Source organism: Streptomyces ossamyceticus (assembly GCF_001418475.1).
Taxonomy (GTDB): Bacteria; Actinomycetota; Actinomycetes; order Streptomycetales; family Streptomycetaceae; genus Streptomyces; species Streptomyces ossamyceticus.
In genome coordinates this window covers 1-18,541 of the sequence record NZ_LIQX01000064.1, presented here as the reverse complement: position 1 = coordinate 18,541, position 18,541 = coordinate 1, and the positions used below count along the sequence as shown (strand labels likewise).

Annotated in this window: 13 protein-coding genes and 3 pseudogenes; 9 read left to right on the top strand and 7 right to left on the bottom strand. The window is 69.6% G+C overall.

The window, feature by feature from the left end; translation table 11 throughout:
• Nucleotides 1–2,043 (top strand): RICIN domain-containing protein (locus tag AOK15_RS06020; protein WP_055513542.1); only part of this gene is annotated, 2,043 nt, incomplete at its 5' end.
• A 111-nt stretch (nt 2,044–2,154) separates the two neighbouring features.
• Entirely contained in the window at nt 2,155–3,384 is a 1,230-nt protein-coding gene (locus AOK15_RS06015) for a sensor histidine kinase (RefSeq protein ID WP_055513540.1), read from the top strand.
• Between the two features lie 136 nt (nt 3,385–3,520).
• Here the strand turns inward: AOK15_RS06015 and AOK15_RS06010 are convergent, their stop codons facing one another.
• The 3 genes from AOK15_RS06010 to AOK15_RS06000 all read right to left on the bottom strand — a co-directional run bounded on the left by AOK15_RS06010 (nt 3,521) and on the right by AOK15_RS06000 (nt 8,539).
• A complete protein-coding gene (locus tag AOK15_RS06010; RefSeq protein ID WP_055513538.1) occupies nt 3,521–6,034 on the bottom strand; it encodes an ABC transporter permease in 2,514 nt (837 codons plus the stop codon).
• Nucleotides 6,035–6,156: 122 nt separating this feature from the next.
• A complete protein-coding gene (locus AOK15_RS06005) occupies nt 6,157–6,924 on the bottom strand; it encodes an ABC transporter ATP-binding protein (RefSeq protein ID WP_055513536.1) in 768 nt (255 codons plus the stop codon).
• A gap of 1,141 nt (nt 6,925–8,065) precedes the next feature.
• Nucleotides 8,066–8,539: a winged helix-turn-helix transcriptional regulator gene (locus AOK15_RS06000; RefSeq protein ID WP_055513534.1), complete on the bottom strand. Its 474-nt coding sequence runs from the start codon at nt 8,537–8,539 to the stop codon at nt 8,066–8,068.
• 148 nt (nt 8,540–8,687) lie between these two features.
• On the opposite strand from AOK15_RS06000, the gene AOK15_RS05995 reads away from it, so the two are divergent.
• The 3 genes from AOK15_RS05995 (at nt 8,688) to AOK15_RS05985 (ending at nt 12,652) form a co-directional block, all read left to right on the top strand.
• Nucleotides 8,688–9,701, top strand: a complete 1,014-nt coding sequence (locus AOK15_RS05995; protein ID WP_055513532.1) for an NADP-dependent oxidoreductase — start codon at nt 8,688–8,690, stop codon at nt 9,699–9,701.
• 227 nt (nt 9,702–9,928) lie between these two features.
• Complete coding sequence (locus AOK15_RS05990) at nt 9,929–10,840, top strand: alpha/beta hydrolase (protein WP_055513530.1); 912 nt, start codon at nt 9,929–9,931, stop codon at nt 10,838–10,840.
• 921 nt (nt 10,841–11,761) lie between these two features.
• Complete coding sequence (locus AOK15_RS05985; protein WP_055513528.1) at nt 11,762–12,652, top strand: S1 family serine peptidase; 891 nt, start codon at nt 11,762–11,764, stop codon at nt 12,650–12,652.
• A gap of 142 nt (nt 12,653–12,794) precedes the next feature.
• Here the strand turns inward: AOK15_RS05985 and AOK15_RS05980 are convergent.
• A pseudogene (locus AOK15_RS05980) lies at nt 12,795–13,258 on the bottom strand (TetR/AcrR family transcriptional regulator); the annotation flags it as partial.
• A 213-nt stretch (nt 13,259–13,471) separates the two neighbouring features.
• Here AOK15_RS05980 and AOK15_RS05975 point away from each other — a divergent pair.
• Nucleotides 13,472–14,548 (top strand): hypothetical protein, encoded by a 1,077-nt coding sequence (locus AOK15_RS05975; protein ID WP_055513526.1) that lies wholly within the window; start codon nt 13,472–13,474, stop codon nt 14,546–14,548.
• 193 nt (nt 14,549–14,741) lie between these two features.
• Here AOK15_RS05975 and AOK15_RS48725 read toward each other — a convergent pair.
• The 3 genes and pseudogenes from AOK15_RS48725 to AOK15_RS05960 all read right to left on the bottom strand — a co-directional run.
• Nucleotides 14,742–15,434, bottom strand: a pseudogene (locus tag AOK15_RS48725) (NAD(P)-binding domain-containing protein); the annotation flags it as partial.
• Entirely contained in the window at nt 15,431–16,201 is a 771-nt protein-coding gene (locus tag AOK15_RS05965) for an aquaporin (protein ID WP_055513523.1), read from the bottom strand. The gene AOK15_RS05965 and the pseudogene AOK15_RS48725, both read right to left, overlap by 4 nt.
• Before the next feature lie 37 nt (nt 16,202–16,238).
• The gene (locus AOK15_RS05960) at nt 16,239–16,547 is read right to left on the bottom strand and encodes an ArsR/SmtB family transcription factor (protein WP_055513521.1); all 309 of its coding nucleotides are present in this window, start codon (nt 16,545–16,547) and stop codon (nt 16,239–16,241) included.
• 90 nt (nt 16,548–16,637) lie between these two features.
• Between AOK15_RS05960 and AOK15_RS05955 the strand changes: the two genes are divergently transcribed.
• The 3 genes and pseudogenes from AOK15_RS05955 (at nt 16,638) to AOK15_RS05945 (ending at nt 18,508) form a co-directional block, all read left to right on the top strand.
• Nucleotides 16,638–17,051, top strand: a complete 414-nt coding sequence (locus tag AOK15_RS05955) for an arsenate reductase ArsC (RefSeq protein WP_055513519.1) — start codon at nt 16,638–16,640, stop codon at nt 17,049–17,051.
• Nucleotides 17,048–17,173 (top strand): annotated as a pseudogene (locus tag AOK15_RS05950) (FAD-dependent oxidoreductase); the annotation flags it as partial. The gene AOK15_RS05955 and the pseudogene AOK15_RS05950, both read left to right, overlap by 4 nt.
• Nucleotides 17,174–17,755: 582 nt before the next feature.
• Complete coding sequence (locus AOK15_RS05945; RefSeq protein ID WP_055513515.1) at nt 17,756–18,508, top strand: DUF4142 domain-containing protein; 753 nt, start codon at nt 17,756–17,758, stop codon at nt 18,506–18,508.
• The last annotated feature ends 33 nt before the right edge of the window (nt 18,509–18,541 follow it).

The following is an 18,541-nucleotide window of genomic DNA, read 5'->3' as shown; positions in this document are numbered from 1 at the left end:
TCGGGCGCCGGATCCGGCGCCGCACGGCGTTCCCGCCCCACCACCCTCATGTTCCTGTTCCTGGCGCTGATCGTCGCCGCGGCGACCTTGACGCTGCCGGCCGCGGGGCGGGCGCAGGCCCTCTCGCGTCCCTCGCAGACGCTGTACACCCCGCCGTCGGGTGCCCCCTCGCCCGGTTCGCTGTATCCGCGGGTGCTGCGCCTGCAGCACAACGGGTCGGCCAACGGCGCCCTGCTCGCCACGTTCGAGCAGTACACCAACGGCACGCCCGTCTTCCCCGTGTACCGCTCCACCGACAACGGCAACTCCTGGAGCAAGCTCTCCGACGTCGCCGACACCCAGAACGGCTGGGGCATGCGCTGGCAGCCCGAGCTCTTCGAACTGCCCACCGCCATAGGTGACTTCCCGGCCGGGACCATCCTGGCCGCGGGTGACTCGGTGCCCTCCGACCGGTCGGCCACCAAGATCGACCTGTACGCGAGCACGGACCGCGGGCAGAGCTGGGACTTCGTCAGCAACATCGCCACCGGCGGAGCCGCCTGGGACACGAACGGCCAGACTCCCGTGTGGGAGCCGTTCTTCCTGGTTTCCGACGGCAAGCTGATCGTCTACTACTCCGACCAGCGCGACCCCGACCATGGCCAGAAGATCGTCCACCAGGTCTCCACGAACGCCCGCACCTGGGGCCCCGTCGTCGACGACGTGGCCATGCCCACCGCCGGCGACCGGCCGGGCATGCCCACCGTCGTGAAGCTGCCGAACGGCAAGTACGTCCTGTCGTACGAGTACGGGGGCGCTCCCGAGGGCAACTTCTCCGTCTACTACAAGATCTCCTCCGACCCGGAGGCGTTCGGCTCGGTCACCGGCATCCCGCTGCGGACGACGGACGGCGTGGTGCCCCGGAGCGCTCCCTACCTGACCTGGCTGCCCGCAGGAGGGGCGGGCGGCACGCTCGCTCTCAGCGCCAACAGCGCCGAGGACCTGTTCATCAACACGCAGAACGGCGCCGCGAACACCTGGACACGCATCAGCGCCAACGTGGTCGGCGGCTACAGCCGTGGCATGACGTCCCTGCCCGACGGTCACAGCCTGCTGGTCCTCAGCGCCGGACGCGGGGGCAGCAACCTCTCCAACCCGGTCACCTACAGCACGATCGACCTGGGCGGCGGCGTCTCCGACGGTGCCACGTACACCATGACGAACGCGAACAGCGCCCTGAACCTCACGATCGTCGGCGGCTCCACCACCAACGGCACCACGGCCACCCAGCAGAACCCCACCACCGCCACCAACCAGCAGTGGCGTTTCGAGCAGCAGTCCTCGGGCTACTTCAAGATCTTCAACGTCGCCAGTGGCAAGGTCCTCGGCGTCCAGAACCAGTCCACCGCCGACGGCGCCACCGTCCTTCAGTGGGACGACAACGGCACCCTCGACCATGAATGGGCCGTCGCGCCCCACCCGGCCGGCGGGTACAGCATCACCAACCGCATCAGTGGCAAGTTCCTAGAGATACCCAGCGCCTCCACCACGGTCGGCACCACCGCCGTGCAGTGGAGCGGCACCACCTGCGGCTGCCAGCGCTGGAACCTCACCCAGACCGCCCTGCCGCCCCTGGGCACCGGCCAGTACGTCCTGGTGAACAAGAACAGCGGCAAGTACCTCGACATCCCGAACGGCTCCACCTCCGCCGGTACCGCCGTCGGCCAGTGGCAGAACACTGCCTGCACCTGCCAGCTGTTCACCTTCCAGTCCGCGGGCAGCGGCGCCTGGACCATCAAGAACCTCAAGAGCGACCTCAACCTCGACATCCGAAACTCCTCCACCGCGGCGGGAGCGGCCGTCGTCCAGAACACCGCCTCCGGTGCGGACTCCCAGAAGTGGACCCTGACTGACGCGGGCGGCGGCTACTACCGACTCCGGAACGTGAACAGCACCCTCGTCGCCGGCGTCGCCCAGTCCTCCACCGCCAACGGGGCAGCCGTCATCCAGTGGGGCAGCGCCGGCCTCGACGACCAGCTCTGGAAGATCGTCCGGATCAACTGACCGTTCCCGCCCTGTCCCGACCATGCGCGGGAACCGCCGACACAGCGGTTCCCGCGCCGGACGTCTGTCCCGGCACACCGGCCGGGGCGCGACTGACCACTCCTTTCTACAGTGACCGATGTGAACCTCCTGCCTGCAACGGACGACATCCTCACGACGCGGACCCGCCGGCAGGGTTGCTTGGGTGCTACGGGCGTCGCCGCGCTGGTCCTGCCGGCCGCCGCGGACGTACTCATCGCCGTCGCCAACGGCAAGACCCTTTGGCCGTTGCTCCTGCTTCTGTCGCTCGGCCTCGCAGCCGTCCTCTGTCCCGCCGCCCGGCAACCCGCGTGGCTCACCCCTCACCTGCGGACCGCCGCACCAGCAGGCGCTTCGCTGGCCCTGACCGCCGTGGCCGCGACGACCGAGCGTGTGCGGACACTCGGCCCCGGTGAAGTGGCGTTCCTGCTCTGCCTGTTGCTGATCGCCGTCCGTACCTGCTCACCACGCTGGGCGTGGCTGTGCGCCGTCATCACGGGCGGGGCGACAGTCGTGGCGCCGCTGCGCTTCCACGAGGTCATCGCGAAGGAGGACGCGGCGCTGTTCGCGCTGCCGTTGGCGCTGCTGGCCGGCGTTTTCGCCGGCCTGGGCGGCTATCTGCGCTCCCAGGACCACAGACGCGGCGTCGCGGTCGCCGAGACCCGCCGCGCCGAACGCCTGGCCATGGCGGCCGACCTGCACGACTTCGTCGCCCACCATGTCACCGGCATCCTGGTCCAGACACAGATGTCCCGCATGATGGTCGCCACCGAACCCGACCGCCTGGACCCGGTCCTGGAGGGCATCGAACGGGCCGCGACCCAGGCGCTCGACTCCATGCGCCTGACCGTCGGCATCCTGCGCGGCGGCCGGGAGACAGCGATCCGGCCCGAGGCCGGTGAGAACCGCCCGGCAGGAAACCTGGCAGACCTCGCGGAACTGGTCGGGGGATTCGGCGGTCCGACCGGTCCGAAGACCGAACTGCACCGCGACGCCTCGGCGGCAAGGAACCTGCCCCACGAAGTGCAGGCTGCCGCCTACCGCGTCGTCCAGGAAGCCCTCACCAACATACGCCGCCACGCCTCGGACGCCACCGAGGTCACGGTGGCCCTCACTCACGTCGACGGCACCCTGCGCGTGACGGTGCGCGATGACGGCCGCGGTGGCGCCCCGATGCCGTACGCCGCCCGCGGCGGAGGTTTCGGCATCGTCGGCCTCACCGAACGCGTCACCGCTCTCGGCGGCACACTGCGCACCGGCCCTCGCCAGGACCACGGTTGGGAGGTCGTGGCCCTCATCCCCACCGTGGGACGAGCGGACTGACCAGCGGGCGCTGCCACGCGGTCCCGTGGGCGCGTCACGGACGTGAGCGGCACCTCAGCGGCTGCGCGTCGTTGCTCGCTACGCGACCGTGCGGCCGTAGGCACCGTGCCCACGGCCGTACGGTGTCCCCCGCGACCTACTCGGACTTGATGGCCGTGAGCATGTTCAGCCGGGCCGCGCTGCGGGCCGGCCACATGGCGGCCAGCAGGCCGACCAGCGCCGCCGACAGCAGGAAGATCCCGAACCGGCCCCAGGGCAACACCAGCGCGTACCTCGGGATCTCTGCCTTCGTGACCTCGCCGACCGCCCAGCCCAGGAAGGTTCCTACCGCGATGCCTGTCGCCGCGCCGAAGAGGGAGATGACCACGGACTCCAGCTGGATCATCCGCGTCACGCCCCGCCGGTCGAGTCCGACGGCGCGCAGCATGCCGACCTCCCGCTGCCGTTCGAAGACTGACATCGCGAGGGTGTTCACCACACCGAGCACCGCGATGACCAGGGAGATCGCCAGCAGTGCGTACAGGACGTTCAGCACGGTGTCGAAGGCTCCGCCGAACTCGTCGCGGATGGCCTGCCGGTCGTCGATCTTGATCCCCGGGCGTCCGGCGAGGGCGTCGGCGAGTGCCTTCTCGTTCGTGCTGCCCTCCGCCTTGAGGTAGACCCTCGAGAGAGTCGTGGAGGTGGCGTTCGGATCGATCACGTCCGCGGAGACGACGACCGGCAGGACGACTTCGTTGGACTCGAAGACGGCCCCGACCGTCAGCTTGCGGCGCTTGTCGTCGTCCCCGTACACCGCCGGCAGGGTGTCCCCCACTTTCCAGCCGTGGGCGCGCGCCTCGTCATCGGCGACGGCGACCTGCCCCTGCGCGAGCGTGTCCTGAGAGCCTGAGACGACCGGGAGGCGGATGGTCTTGTCGAAGTCCGCCGGGGTGACGGCGGAAACATCCTCCTGGATGCCGTCGAGTCGCATCCAGGATTGCTGCTCCTTTGACACGGTAGTGACGCCGGGGGCCTTGCGGAGTGCGGCGGCCGCCGAGGTGTCCAGGCTCGCGCCGCTGTCCGTGACCATGTAGTCCGCCTTGACGATGTCCGTCGTCATCCTGTCCATGGACTGGCCGAGGGTGGTGGCGAGCACGGTCATGGCGCTGACCACCGTGAGGCCGATGGCCAGCGCGGAGGCGGTGGCGCCGGTACGGCGCGGGCTGCGTACGGCGTTCCGGCCGGCGAGCTTGCCGGAGACTCCGAAGCCGGCCCGCAGCAACGGCTGTACGACCGCGATCACGTGCCGGGACAGCAACGGGATCAGCACGAGGACACCGGTCACCACGAGGAGGGCCCCGAGCCCGACGAGCCCTTTGGCGGTGGAGCCGCCGGCCCCGGCGCCCGCGACGACGACGGCCGCGCCGAGCAGCGTGATGATGCCGCCGAGCAGGTTCCGTATCAGCAGGGACCTGGTGGTGGCGGGCAGGTGTGCGCTGCCGATCGCCGCTACGGGCGGGATCTTCGCGGCGCGGCGGGCCGGCAGCCAGGCGGCCACCATGGTGACCAGGATCCCGACGGCAGCCGCGACCAGGACGGTCGAGGACGTGACGACCAGCGGCCCGTCCGGGTTCTTCGTGCCGAAGACACCGACCGTGGAACGCGCCACGGCGGCCATGGCGGCACCGAGTCCGAGCCCGGCGGCGGCGCCGACAGCGCCGACCACCATCGCTTCGACCAGTACGGACCGGGTGACCTGCCTGCGGGAGGCGCCGACCGCGCGCAGCAGAGCGAGTTCGCGGGTGCGCTGGGCGGCGAGCATGGTGAAGGTGTTGGCGATCAGGAAGACGCTGACGAAGAGCGCGACGGCGGCGAAGGCGAGCAGGATCGCACTGAGTGTCGACGCGTCACTCGCGCCTCCCCTGGCCCTCTCGTCGGCGAGTTGCCGGCCCGTCTTGACGTCCGTGTCGTCCGGAAGAAGCTTCCTCAGGGTGGCGGCGAGTTCGGTGTTCGACGTGCCCGGGGCGGCGGTGACGGTGGCGTACTCGTAGTAGCCGGGCTGGAGGAAGAGCCGTTGAGCGGTCGGCGTGTCGAACAGGGCGAGGCTGTCGCCCAGGGCCACCCAGGTGTCGTCGGTGGTGAAGATGCCGGAGAGCTCGTACGTCTTCGCCGGGCCCCTGAAGGCGACGCGCACCGTGTCGCCGACGTGGTAGCCGCCCTGCTCGGCGGTGTCCTTGTCGAGCGCGACCTGCCGGGGCTCGGTGGGCCCGCTGCCGTCGGTGAACACGTAGAGGGGGTCCTTGCCGTCCTTCCCGGGCGCGAAGTTGGCGCCCATGCCGGACGAGCCACCGCCGAGGAGCCCGCCGTTCCTGTCCACGACGCCTGCGGACCCGCCGACCCGTCCGGCGGCTCCGGCGACCCCGTCGAGCCGGGCGATCTCGTCAAGCGCCTTACCGCTGAGGCCGGGGACCTTGTCGGAGGGGTCGTAGGAGCGGACCTCTACGTCCACGTGGGCGTAGTTCCTGGCCGCCTGGTCGCGGTAGCCGCCGCTGAGGGTGTCGTTGAAGATCAGGGTGCCGGAGACGAACGCGACGCCGAGCATGACGGCGAGCACGGTCATCAGCAGTCTGGCCTTGTGTGCGAGGACATTGCGCAGGGCTGTACGGAACATGGTGATGTCTGTCCTGGTGAGGTGAGGTGAGGGGGACGGGGCTCGATCAGGGGGTGCGTGTCGGTTCGTACGACTCGTTGCGGTCAGTACGGCTCAGGTCGGCCCGGCTCGGCTCAGCGCGTTCAGCTCGCGCGGAACCTGGGGGTGTCGAAGGACTTCATGAGTTCGAGGACCCCGTCCGCGCTGGGCTCGTACATCTCGTCGACGATCCGCCCGTCCACGAGGAAGACGACCCGGTCCGCGTAGGAGGCGGCGACCGGGTCGTGAGTGACCATGACGACGGTCTGGCCCAACGTCCGTACGGAGTCACGCAGGAACCCCAGGATCTCCGCGCCCGCACGCGAGTCCAGGTTCCCGGTCGGCTCGTCCCCGAAGACGATCTCCGGCCGGGACGCGAGCGCCCGGGCGACGGCCACCCGCTGCTGCTGGCCGCCCGAGAGCTGGGCGGGACGGTGGCCGAGCCGGCCCGACAGGCCGACCATCCGGATGACGCCGTCCAGCCACTCCTTGTCCGCGGTCCGGCCCGCGATGTCCATCGGGAGCGTGATGTTCTCCAGCGCGGTGAGGGTCGGCAGCAGATTGAACGCCTGGAAGACGAAGCCGACCTTGTCCCGGCGAAGCCTGGTGAGCTGCCGGTCCGTCAGGGCTCCCAGCTCGACGTCACCGACGTGGACCGAGCCGGAGGAGAAGCTGTCCAGCCCTGCCACGCAGTGCATCAGCGTGGACTTGCCGGATCCGGAGGGCCCCATGATCGCGGTGAACCGGGACCGCTCGAAGCCGACACTGACCCGGTCCAGGGCGACCACCCGGGTATCGCCCTGCCCATAGACCTTGGACAGGTCGGTGGCGCGGGCGGCGACTGTGGGGGTGCGGGGAGGCGGCGAGGACATCACGCGGTCGTGCTCCGATCGAGGGCGCGGACAGCCGGGCGTGCGCTTCCGGCGCGCCTGGCTGGGGATGTCCTCCATCCTCCGGTCCGCACCGCTCCCTTCGGATCGGCCGAACTACTGACCACCCGAAGCTGACGTCGGAAGGGGCCTGGTCATCCCCAGGTATGGCATCGCGTCAGCTCCGAGGACGACGCGTGGGAGTAGCTGCCGGAGATGTGGGGCCACAAGCCGCAAACCGCCACCCCCATCCCCTTGCCACCTCAGCCGTTCGGCCGATGCGGAGCCGAGCCATAACGACCCGTCGGCCTGCGCGATCAGGAAGGATCTACGACAGGCCTGAATCCATAACGTTCTCGTCACCGGACCCGGCCGGCACCAGTGCCGCTCTACGAGCGTTCGGTGAGCAACTCCGCGAGGCCGTCGACGAATTCGGTGAGCCAGTCCAGCCGTGGTCCAGTGCGTGCGATACGAAACCCGTGGCGGCGGCCGCGGAACGCAGCCTGTACGGCATGGAACTGGGCCCCCCGCCGGACGCGTTCTCCGCCTTGTCGATGCCGCCCTTGAGGTCGTCGGCGCGGGGATCGCCAGACGGCGATTGAGCCGCCCGGCCACCGCCACCACCTCGTCGTCTTCGACCTCCGCCAGGGTCGACGACTCAACCCGCTCCAGCAGCATCGCGAACCGTTCGTCGTCACGCTCACGCAGCAGGACTGCGCCGCATCCGCCCCACGCAACGAACATCCGGCTCATGGACGTTGCCGGGATGTGGAAACGACACCTTCAGCACGGCTCTCTCCCCACCCCGCCACCGTATCGGAACGATGACACCGGCGCCCCCGTGCATGACGTCGCCGTCCGGCACGCCCCCTCAGCGCCCCAGCGACTCCTCCACGATCCCGGGCAACTCGGCGAGCCACGCCGCCCCGGCCTCACCCTCGCGGTCGATGGCCCCGTGCGAACTCCTCCGGCATCGCGATCATCCCGGCAGCGCCCTACGCGCCAGCCCGCCGCAACCACCAAGCCCATGCCGACCACTGCCGCAGCCCGGGGAAGCGAGACGAATGGCCACCCGGCCTGGTGCCCCACTCCACGGAACCGACGGAGGACTGGGCACGGAACGCCACGCGCACTCGCGTTCGGCTCACCCGGCGGGCTTCATACGAAAGGCAGGGCCGGGAACGCTCTCGATGTCGTCCGCTTGCACGGCATGGCCCTGTTCGCAGCGGATCTGGACGTCGACGTGCGCGCCACATGCGCGATGCCTCGCCAGCACGGCAGGCCCCTCAGGGTCGGCACGGTATCGGTCACCCCACTGCAGAAGCCCCAGCACGGCCGGTACCAGATCCATGCCCTTGGGAGTGATCACGTACTTGGGCCGGCTCCGCGAGCCGGGCTCCTTGTAGGTCTCGGTGGCCAGGATCCCTTCGTCCACCAGCATGCGAAGCCGCGCCGCGAGGAGGTTGCGGGGACAGCCGAGGACGCGTTCGAAGTCGCTGAAGCGGGACGTGCCGTACCAGACCTCGCGCAGGATCAGGATCGTCCACTTCTCCCCCACGACCTCGAGGGTCCGCGCGATCGAGCAGTTCGACGTGTCCCGGTCGAGGCGGGGGTCCATACCGGCAACCTGAAGAGTTTCGGTCCACGCATCCATGAGGTGAGTCTAACCTCTTCTGAGTTTACTTTCCTATACTCAGCAAGTAGCGTCATGGCCGGCGCGGAACGCGCATCAACCACCGAGAAGATCACCCAGTAAGGCGGCCGGCATGAAGGCATTCGTCGTCGAGAAGTACGGCAAGGACGGCGCACGCGCCGCACAGGTACCCGAGCCCACCGTCCGGGACCGCGACGTCCTGGTGCGGGTGAGCGCCGCCGGCGTCAACCCGCTGGACAAGATGGTCCGCGACGGCGAGTTCAAGCACCTCCTGAAGTACAGGCGTCCGTTCGTACTGGGCCACGACGTGGCCGGCGTCGTGGTGCGGGTCGGCTCCGCCGTACGCGGCTTCAAGGTCGGCGACGAGGTCTACTCCCGTCCGCGCGACCTGCGGATCGGAGGTTTCGCGGAGTTCATCGCCATCGACGAGGACGACGTCGCGCCCAAGCCGGTGTCGCTCACCGCCCAGGAGGCGGCCGCGGTGCCGCTGGTGGCCCTGGCCGCCTGGCAGATCCTCGTCGATCGCGCCCGCCTGAAGCCGGGCCAGAAGGTGCTCGTCCACGCCGGGGCCGGGGGCCTCGGATCGACGGTCATCCAGCTCGCCAGGCATCTCGGCGCCATGGTGGCGACGACAGCGGGCACCGACTCCGAGGAGCTGGTCAGGAGCCTCGGCGCCGACGTCGTCGTCGACTACACCAAGGATGACTTCGCGAGGACGCTGTCCGGCTACGACCTGGTGCTGGACTCCCTGGGCGGGGCGAACCTGGAGAAGTCGCTGACCGTACTGAAGCCCGGCGGCCTGGCCATCGGCGTCGCCGGCCCGCCGGACGCCGAGTTCGCCAAGCAGCTGGGAACCCCTTTTCCCCTGGGTGTGCTCATGAACGCCCTCAGTCGCAAGGTCCGCAAACAGGCCAAGGCGCGCGGGGTGCGCTACGAGTTCTTCTTCATGCAGGCCAACGGCTCCCAGCTGCGCAAGCTCAGCGCCCTGTACGACAGCGGCAAGCTCCGACCGGTCATCGACACGGTCTTCCCGTTCGACCAGACGCTCGAAGCGATGACATACGTCGAGCAGGGCCGAGCGAGGGCCGGCAAGGTCGTGGTCTCCGTGGCTCCCCACAACGACTGACCGGGCCGTCCACGGACTTCCGCAGACCGTCCGTCACGCCATCCGCTCGGCGTCGCGCCTCAGGTGCGCGAGCGGTGACCTGCGCCTTCCGAGCTCGCTCGGCCTACGAGAGCGGCCTCCTCGCGCCTGACACGTCGCCCGCAGGCTCCGGCAGAGAAGTCCCGGCCCCACATCAACCGGTCCCCCGCCAGCAGCGGGCGTGGCACCGAACCCCGAAGGAGCACACCATGGGAACAAGCCCACAGGCACAGCAGTTCGCACAGTTCCTGGAGAGCGTGAGCGCGAAGGCCTCGACACCGGGCCTCGACCTCGCCGTCGTCCGCGACATCGTCGAGACGAACCACCGGGCGTCGGCCGAGCCGGAAGGCGTCACCTACGCCGAAGTCGACGCGGGCGGTGTCCCCGCCCTGTGGTGCGTTCCCGAGGACGTCCACCCCGACCGCGCGCTGCTCCACTTCCACTTCGGCGGGTCGGTCACCGCCTCGATGCACTCGGACCGCAAGGCCGCCGGCCACATAGCCAGGGCCGCCGGCGCCCGCTCCCTCGTCGTGGACTTCCGCCTGGCACCCGAACACCCTTACCCGGCGCAGCTCGACGACGCCGAGACCGCCTATCGATGGCTGCTCTCCCAGGGCTACGAGCCACGGAACATCGGCAGCACGGGCCACTCGATCGGCGGCACCCTCGCCGTGATGCTGCCGCTGCGCCTGCTCGCGAAGGGCGAGGAGACCCCGGGCGCGATCGTCAGCGTCTCACCATGGGCCGACCTCACCCTCAAGAACGCGTCGGTGGACGGGAACGAGGACAACGACAAGATGCTCAACAGAAGCATCCTCGAGCTGTTCCGGGCATCCTGGCTGCAGGAGCCCGGAGTGGACTTCGCAGCCCCCGAGATCAGCCTCGTGAACGCCGACCTGACCGGTCTGCCGCCCACCACCGTCCACTACGGCGAACACGAGACCCTCGCCGACGACGGCGCCCGACTCGCCCGCCGCCTGGCGGACTTCAAGGTGATCTCCGAGGTCCACCCGCTGCCCGAAGGACAGCACTCGTTCGTCCTGGGCGCGGGACGCGTGCCCGAGATCGACCGGGCCATCCAACAGATGGGCCAGTGGCTTCGTCGGCACCTGGGCACCTGAGGGCTCAACGCCTGCTCCAACGCGCTGGACCGGCACTCGACGTGGCCTGTGGCACGGCGATTCGTGGGGCCGTCCACCCTGCCGATGGTGCCGAGGCCGTGACGTCGACGTGGATGAGTTCGCGGCGTCGCCGCCCGGCTCGGCCGTGCATCGGCCGAATGGCCGAGGCGAGGGTGCGGTGTTCGTTGGTATTGCGGCGCGTCCTCCGCTGAGGAGGACGGCAGCACGCACGGCAGTCCCGTGCCCCAGGCGGTTTCCACAGGGCTCGTCTCCGGAGCTGACGCAGCGGCATACCTGAGACGGATGAGATCAGGTTCGGGCATCAGCTTCAGGTAGTCGGTACTTCGGCTGATCCGCAGAGACCACGCCAACCGGACGATGGAGAAGTCCCGCACACCGTAAGCAAGTTCGAGCCCGGATTTGTGCGCCGTGCCGCCGCGCCCTCGATCGGAGTAGACCTCGTGACGACCTCACCGCCCGCTCCCGGCTCTCCCACGGTGGCCGCCCGCCCCGGCGATCTCTCCAAGGTCCACGGACGGGGCGACACCCGGGTGGGGGCGAGTGCCTCGCGCTCTTCTTGATGCCGGCGACGCCGGTCGTTCTGCTGATCACCCTGTCGCCCGACCGCAGCACCGCCCGGCTGACCTGCTCACCACCATCAGGACCGAGCAGAGCGGGTCGTCTGCGACGGTCCCGCTCCGGCTCCGGCGACGACCGTCAGCCATCAGCTTTCCGACCCACCACCTGTGCGGTGCGTCACGGAAACGCCTTGCCCGCAGGCGAGTTCGCGGGCGGCCCCCCGGTGTCCTGCGCTCGGTCGGTCCGCTACTGCGACAGCAGAACTCCACCTGGTTCGGCGGGAGTTGGACCGCGAGTGCGGGTCCGCCGAGGTGGGTGATCCATACGAAGACTGGAGATTCCATGCAGCAACGCAACACCCCCGTCGAAGGAACGGCAGCTCGACGGAACGCCTCCGTCGCGGTCGCGGCCGGCACGGTACTCGGGCTCGTCGCCCTGTCCGGCGGCACGGCCCACGCCGCGACCCCGACGGACCACGGCCGGCCGGTCGCGCAGATCATCGGCGGCACCGAGAAGCCCGACGGCTCGTACCCGTTCATGGCGGCACTGCTGATCAAGGGCAAGGGCAAGCCGCTCGACCGGCACTTCTGCGGCGGCAGCCTGCTCAGTCCGGATGTCGTGATGACGGCCGCGCACTGCGTCGACGACGTGAAGCCCAAGCAGATTGAGACCGTCGTGGGCCGGACCGTGCTGTCGAGCAAGAAACAGGGCCATCTGCGCAACATCCGTACGATCACCATCCACCCCCGCTACAACGGGGACTACGACGTCGCGTTCCTGGAACTGGACAAACCCGTCTACGGCATCGCCCCGGTCAACCTGCCGACGCCGGGCACGGACGCGCTCATCCGTCCCGGCAGCAAGGCCACGGTCGCAGGCTGGGGAAACACCGACACCGAGGTGCCGACCCATCCGGACCGGCTGCGCGCGGTGAACGTCCCGATCGTGTCGCACATCGAGTGCAAGGCGACGTACTCGAACTACAACAAGAAGGTCCATGTGTGCGCGGGAGTGGAGGGGAAGGATTCCTGCCAGGGTGACAGCGGCGGGCCGCTCTTCCGCACGCTGAAGGGCCGCAAGGGCGTGTACCAGATAGGAGTCGTGTCGTACGGCGACGGCTGCGCGGCGCAGGGTGCTCCGGGCGTGTACACCTACACCGGCTCCGCCCAGCTGTGGGACACACTGTGGAAGTCCGCCGAGGGCAAGCGGGTGAAGCGCCTGCTCAACCGCTGATCCCGTGCCCGCGCGGAACACCCGTTCCGCGCGGGCACTGAGGCGCTCGCCGAACGCGCCCGACTCCTGCCTGCAACAGCTGACCCCGCCACGCCGGGCGGCCCCGCCACTCGGCCGGACGGCAGGAGCGACTCTCGTCGAGTTGCCTCGCGCCGCCGTGCCCGTTGACCTGTACGGCGAACCCGAGGACGTATCGGGCCAGCGCCGCGTACGCGAACGCGGCAACTCTCGGCGGGAAACCACCGTCGAGCAACACCGCGACACAGTGCTCCCGCAGTGCCATCGCGTGTGGCCCCAGGGGGATCTGCTCGGCCATCAGGCGCGCGGCGTTCCGGTGTCGGGCCAAGGCGTCGAACATGGTGTGCGCGACCGTCCGCAGCGCCTGCTGCCAGCCCATCGCGAGGAGCTCTTCGCCGTTCAGCTCCACGACGCCGAACATGCGGTCCACGACATGGGCGGCCAGAGCGGCCCGGTTGTCGAAGTGCCGGTACAGCGTCGCCGTGCCCGAGCCCAGACGTTGGGCCAGGGTCCGCATCGAGAGGGCCTCGGAGCCCTCCTCGTCCACGATCTGCAGTGCTGTGGAGCGACGATGCGCTCCAACGGCACGGGCGGCCGCCCCGGAGAACGCCGAGCCGATGTCGCGTCCGCTCGCTCGGGACGAGGTTCTGCCACGGGATACCCCATTTCCTCGATCACGCCGTAACAGCAACGCCGTAGCCGATACACGCCGCGGTTCGGCCCCGGCTCCTGATCGCTGCTCTCCGCGCAGCTGGTTGAGGCGGCCTGAGGTTGTCAGTGGCTGGTGACAGGATCACCGGCATGGTCTTCGTACGTACTACTCCGCCCAGGCCCGTCGACGTGACCGCGGTCTTTCCCGAGCTGGCGCCGTTGGCCCGTCCTGCGATTCGGTTGCACCCTCGTCCCGGGTCGCCTTCGGCCGGGGAGAGCTCGGTCGGGGGGCCGTTGCTGTGGCCGGCGGAAGAGCCGTGGCCACACTGCGAAGCCTCGCACCTGCACGTGGACAGCGGGTTCCGTCAGTCGCCGGACGACGTGCGGCTCATGAGACGCATGCAGGCCCGGCGGCACCGCGATCACCATGGCCGTGGCGGGATGACGCCCGGGGAGGCGGCCCTCAAGGAGCGGAACACCACGAGGCTCGTGGAGCGATTCGCCGCTGGCCCGCCGCCGGCGGACTGCCCGGTCCCCATGCTGCCCGTGGCCCAGCTGTTTCTGCGCGACATACCCCTGCTGCGGCCGCCCGGACAGGCCGATCTGCTCCAGGTTCTGTGGTGCCCCTATGACCACGATCCGCATCACAAGCCGTCGACCGCGCTGTTCTGGCGGTCCGCCGCCGAGGTCGTCGACATCCTCGCCACACCGCCCGAACCGTACGAGGTGAACGACGACGGCTATCTGCCGGAGCCGTGCGTGCTGGCACCGGAAGCGATCACCGAGTACCCCAACAGCCTCGATCTGAGCCCGCAGCTGCGGCTGATGCTGGAGGACTGGAACAGATGGCAGGCAGCCGGCGCCGACCTGGACAGCTCCTACGCGGACTGGCCGCGGGACTTCTACGACATCCATCTGGCGGACGCGCCCGGATGGAAGGCCGGCGGCTGGCCGCCGTGGGGCCGCACCGATCCCAACCCCCGATACTGCACTGTCTGTGCGGTGCAGATGGTCCCGTTGCTGACCATCGCCTCATTCGAATGGGACGGCGGTGAGGGACACAGCTGGGCGCCTTGCGAAGAACAGGCCGCTGCCAACGCTGGCGGTCATTGCTGTGGCCAGAGCCCCTCGCGGCCGACCAAGGTCGCGGTCGGCAGCACCGACAACATGCAGATCTACATCTGCCCGGCCTCCCCCGAGCATCCGCACACCGACCTGATCCAATGAGCTGCCGGGCCTGTCACACGCCCTCCCGCAGTCGCTGGCAGCGCCTACGCATGGGAGCTCCCGCCCTACCTGCCGGCTCGTGGAGAAGTTTCGCTCACCGGATGGCGCGCACCCCGAGCCCGCGGCTTCACGGGGCGGGACTTGTCGGCAGCCACCCGATTCTGCTTCGCCACGCCCGGTCGGACACGACGGGTGCATCGAGGGTGCGGCAGCGGGCGGTGGCCGCGTCGAAGTGGGCGTGGCCATTGATGTCGTCGGCGAGGTAGTGGGGCGGGCGCTGGGCGACCCGGGTCAGTTCCGTGTGGTCGGCGAGGTCTGCGGCGATCCGGGCGCCGGAGTCGCCGCCGACCACGATCACCCGGTGACCCGCGAAGTCCTGCGGCCGCTGGTACTCGACCGTGTGCAATAGCCGGCCGCCGAAATGGGCGCCGCCGGGGACGGCGGACAGCGAAGGACGCCGCCGGGGACGGCGGACAGGAAAGGGCGCCACCAGATTCCGGTCGCACCCATCACGGACGGGCGCGGACCAGGTGCCGGCGTCCGTGTTCACACGCAGGAGCACGCCGTCACGGTGCACTCCTTGTACTCGGGACCGGCCGGTGCACGGGCAGGTCGTACCGGTTCTCGTAGGCGGCGAGGTACTCCACGACGTGCTGCGCCTCGGGGTACTCCTGTCCGGTCTGAGGTGGCATGAGGCGGCCGGGCAGGGAGGAGTAGGCGGCCGGGGAGAACAGGCGCAGGGAGTCCCAGGTGTGCTGCCAGCCCCGCCCGCTGTGGTCTGGGCGTCGGGGATGACGAAGTCGACGCCCAGGCGGCGCAGGTGGTATCCGGCGGCGAGCCCGGACTGGCCGCCGCCGATCACCACCACCGGGGACGTCCACGTCACTCGTCGGCGTCCCGCCCGGGCGTGAAGATGACTGCCACCAGCGCCAGTCCGACCACTCCGCCGATCAGTTGCATGCCGATGAACCCGGCGACCGAGCCGGGGGCGATGCCGGCGAAGGTGTCACTGAAGGTACGGCCGATGGTCACCGCGGGGTTCGCGAAGGACGTCGAGGAGGTGAACCAGTACGCGGCGCCGATGTAGGAGGCGACCGCGACGGGGGCGAAGCGCAGCTGATCGGTGCGGGCCAGGCCGAAGATCAGCAGGATCAGGCCGGCGGTGGCGACGACCTCGCCGAGCAGCAGGTGCCCGGCGGACCGGTCGTGGGTGGACCACTCCACCAACGGCTCGCCGAACATCGCGTCCGCCAGGATCGCGCCCGCGATGGCCCCGACGATCTGCGCGGGCACGTAGACGGCCGCCTCACGGAGCGTCACTCCAGCGCCGCCGCGCCTGCCCGTCCACCACTCGGCCAGCGTGACCACGGGGTTGAAGTGCGCGCCGGAGACCGGGCCGAGCAGGAGGATCAGGACGCCGAGACCGAAGACGGTGGCCAGGGAGTTGGCCAGCAACTGCACCCCGACGTCCCGGGTCAGCTCGGTCGCCTGGATGCCGGAGCCGATCACCACCGCCACCAGGGCCGCGGTGCCGACGAGTTCGGCGGCGGCCCGCGCCGCCAGCGGTCTGCGCGGCGGGGTGGCCCCCGGAGCGGGCGGCGGCTCGGCGGACGCTGTGGCCGACTCCACGGCGGATTCGTGCGTGGCGGTCAACAAGACTCCTTGGTGCAGTCGCCAGGGGCGGCGGGGTTCAGGGGCAGGACCGCTTGTTGTCGGCGGCCGAGCGGGCGGACTCGGCCAGGTCGGCGAACTGGCCCGCGAGCAAGGCGATGACGTCGGGCTTGAGCCGGTAGTAGGTGAACCGGCCGCACGGCTCCGTCTCCACGACCCCGGCCTCGCGCAGCACTCTCAGGTGATTGGAGAGGTTGGTCTGCTTGGCACCGGTCTCCTCCACGAGGTGGGTGGTGCACAGCATCTCTTTGGCGAGCAGGGTCACGATCCGGAGCCTGAGCGGGTCGGCCAGCACCCGGATCAGGTCAGTGTCGACTGACGTCATCATGTGCTGATACTGTCACATCAGTGATGACTGACACCATCGGGTGCTGACATCATTCACACCTGATGCCGTCGTGAGACAAGAGAGCCTCCGATGTCCGACAAGCCCTCCGTGCTGTTCGTCTGCGTCCACAACGCCGGCCGTTCCCAGATGGCCGCCGCGTGGCTGACCCACCTGGCCGCGGACCGCGTCGAGGTCCGCTCCGCCGGCTCCAACCCGGGCGCGGGCGTCAACCCGGCCGCCGTCGAGGCCATGGCCGAGGTCGGCATCGACATCTCCGCCGAGGTCCCGAAGATGCTCACCGTCGACGCGGTCAAGGAGTCCGACGTCTGCATCACCATGGGCTGCGGCGACACCTGCCCCGTCTTCCCCGGCAAGCGCTACCTGGACTGGCAGCTGGAGGACCCGGCAGGTCAGGGCGTCGAGGCGGTCCGCCCGATCCGCGACGAGATCAAGGTCCTGGTCGAGGGCCTGATCAAGGAGATCGCACCGGAGAGGACGGCGTGAGCGGCGGCGAGGTACACGACGTCATCGTGATCGGCTCCGGCCCCGCCGGATACACCGCCGCCCACTACACCGCCCGCGCCTCACTGAAGCCGCTGGTCTTCGAGGGCGCGGTCACAGCCGGCGACTCCGACGGGGCCGGACGCGCTCGTCGCCGCCGACGGCGTGCAGCTGCAGCCGCGCCTACCTAGGCCGACCGGGGGTGGGGCTCGCTCGGAGCGTCAGCTCCTCCTGCGGGGAACATGGGGGCGAGTCGCACGGGCGGCACGGCAAGCGCCGAAGGGTGATCTCGCAGGCTCCGCACAGCATCCGATCCCGGCACTCCAGGATATGACTGCCGGTTGCCCCAAAGGGCTGCCGTTTGACCGTTGAGCCGTACCTGCGCCACGCCGTACGAGAAGAACCCTGTGCGACACCCCCTGCCCTCCCAGCACCCGGACACCTCACCTTGCACGTGGGGGAGACCACCATCGCGGGGCGGCCGAAGCGCCATGACGGCCTTACCTGTGTGACCGGGGTTTATGCCCGGCTCAGAGCGATCTACGTGCCGGCATCCCGGACATCGTTTCAATCACACTGCAAAATTTACCCAGCGCAATGATTCATTCGCCCCTCCCGTCCGTACCCCCTGTCGACCCAGCCGCGCGGTGGGTCCGGTGCTGTGGCGTCGGACGCACCGGCGCGGCCACCCGCTGCCAGGAGGTGCCATGCCCCGCACTCGGAACATCGGAACGATCTTCGTCAGCGGCGGACTGTTGCTGACCGTTGCCGCGCTCGCCTACCCCGCGATACTGGGAGTCGAGAAGACGGCCACGGGCACAGAGCGGATCATCGCCACCACCGCCTACGGCCCACTCACGGAAGCCGACCGTGACTTCGTCATCAAGGTCCGGTCCGCCGGACTCTGGGAGTACCCGCTGGGCGAGATGGCCATGGAGCGCGGCACGACGCCGGAGATGAAGGAGGCCGGCGAGCACCTGGTCGTCGGGCACGCCGGTCTCGACGAGATGTGCCGAAAGATCGCTCCCGAACTCAACATCACCCTCAACAACCAAGCCAGCCCACAGCAACAGCAGTTCGTGGCGACCGTCGACGCGGCCAAGGGCAAGGAGTTCGACTCCACCGCGGTGCAGATCATGCGTGTCACGCACGGCCAGATCTTCCCCGCCATCGCCAAGATTCGGGCCAGCACCCGCAACACGCTGGTGCGCCAGCTGGCCGACCTCGCCAACGACACCGTGCTCGACCACATCACCGTGCTGGAGAAGACCGGCCTCGTCAACCACGACAACGTCAACTACCAACAGACGAATCCCCCGAAGCTGCCGAAGGAACAGGTCACCCCGCCCGTCCCCCAGCCCGGCGCCCCTATGGTCGTCCTCACCCCACGCCCGGACCTGGATGTGCAGACCGCCGCCCCGACAGCAGGCCCGACACCCGCTCCCTCACCGTCGTCGTAGTGACGCGACCACCGGCCGACCACGCCGGCCTCG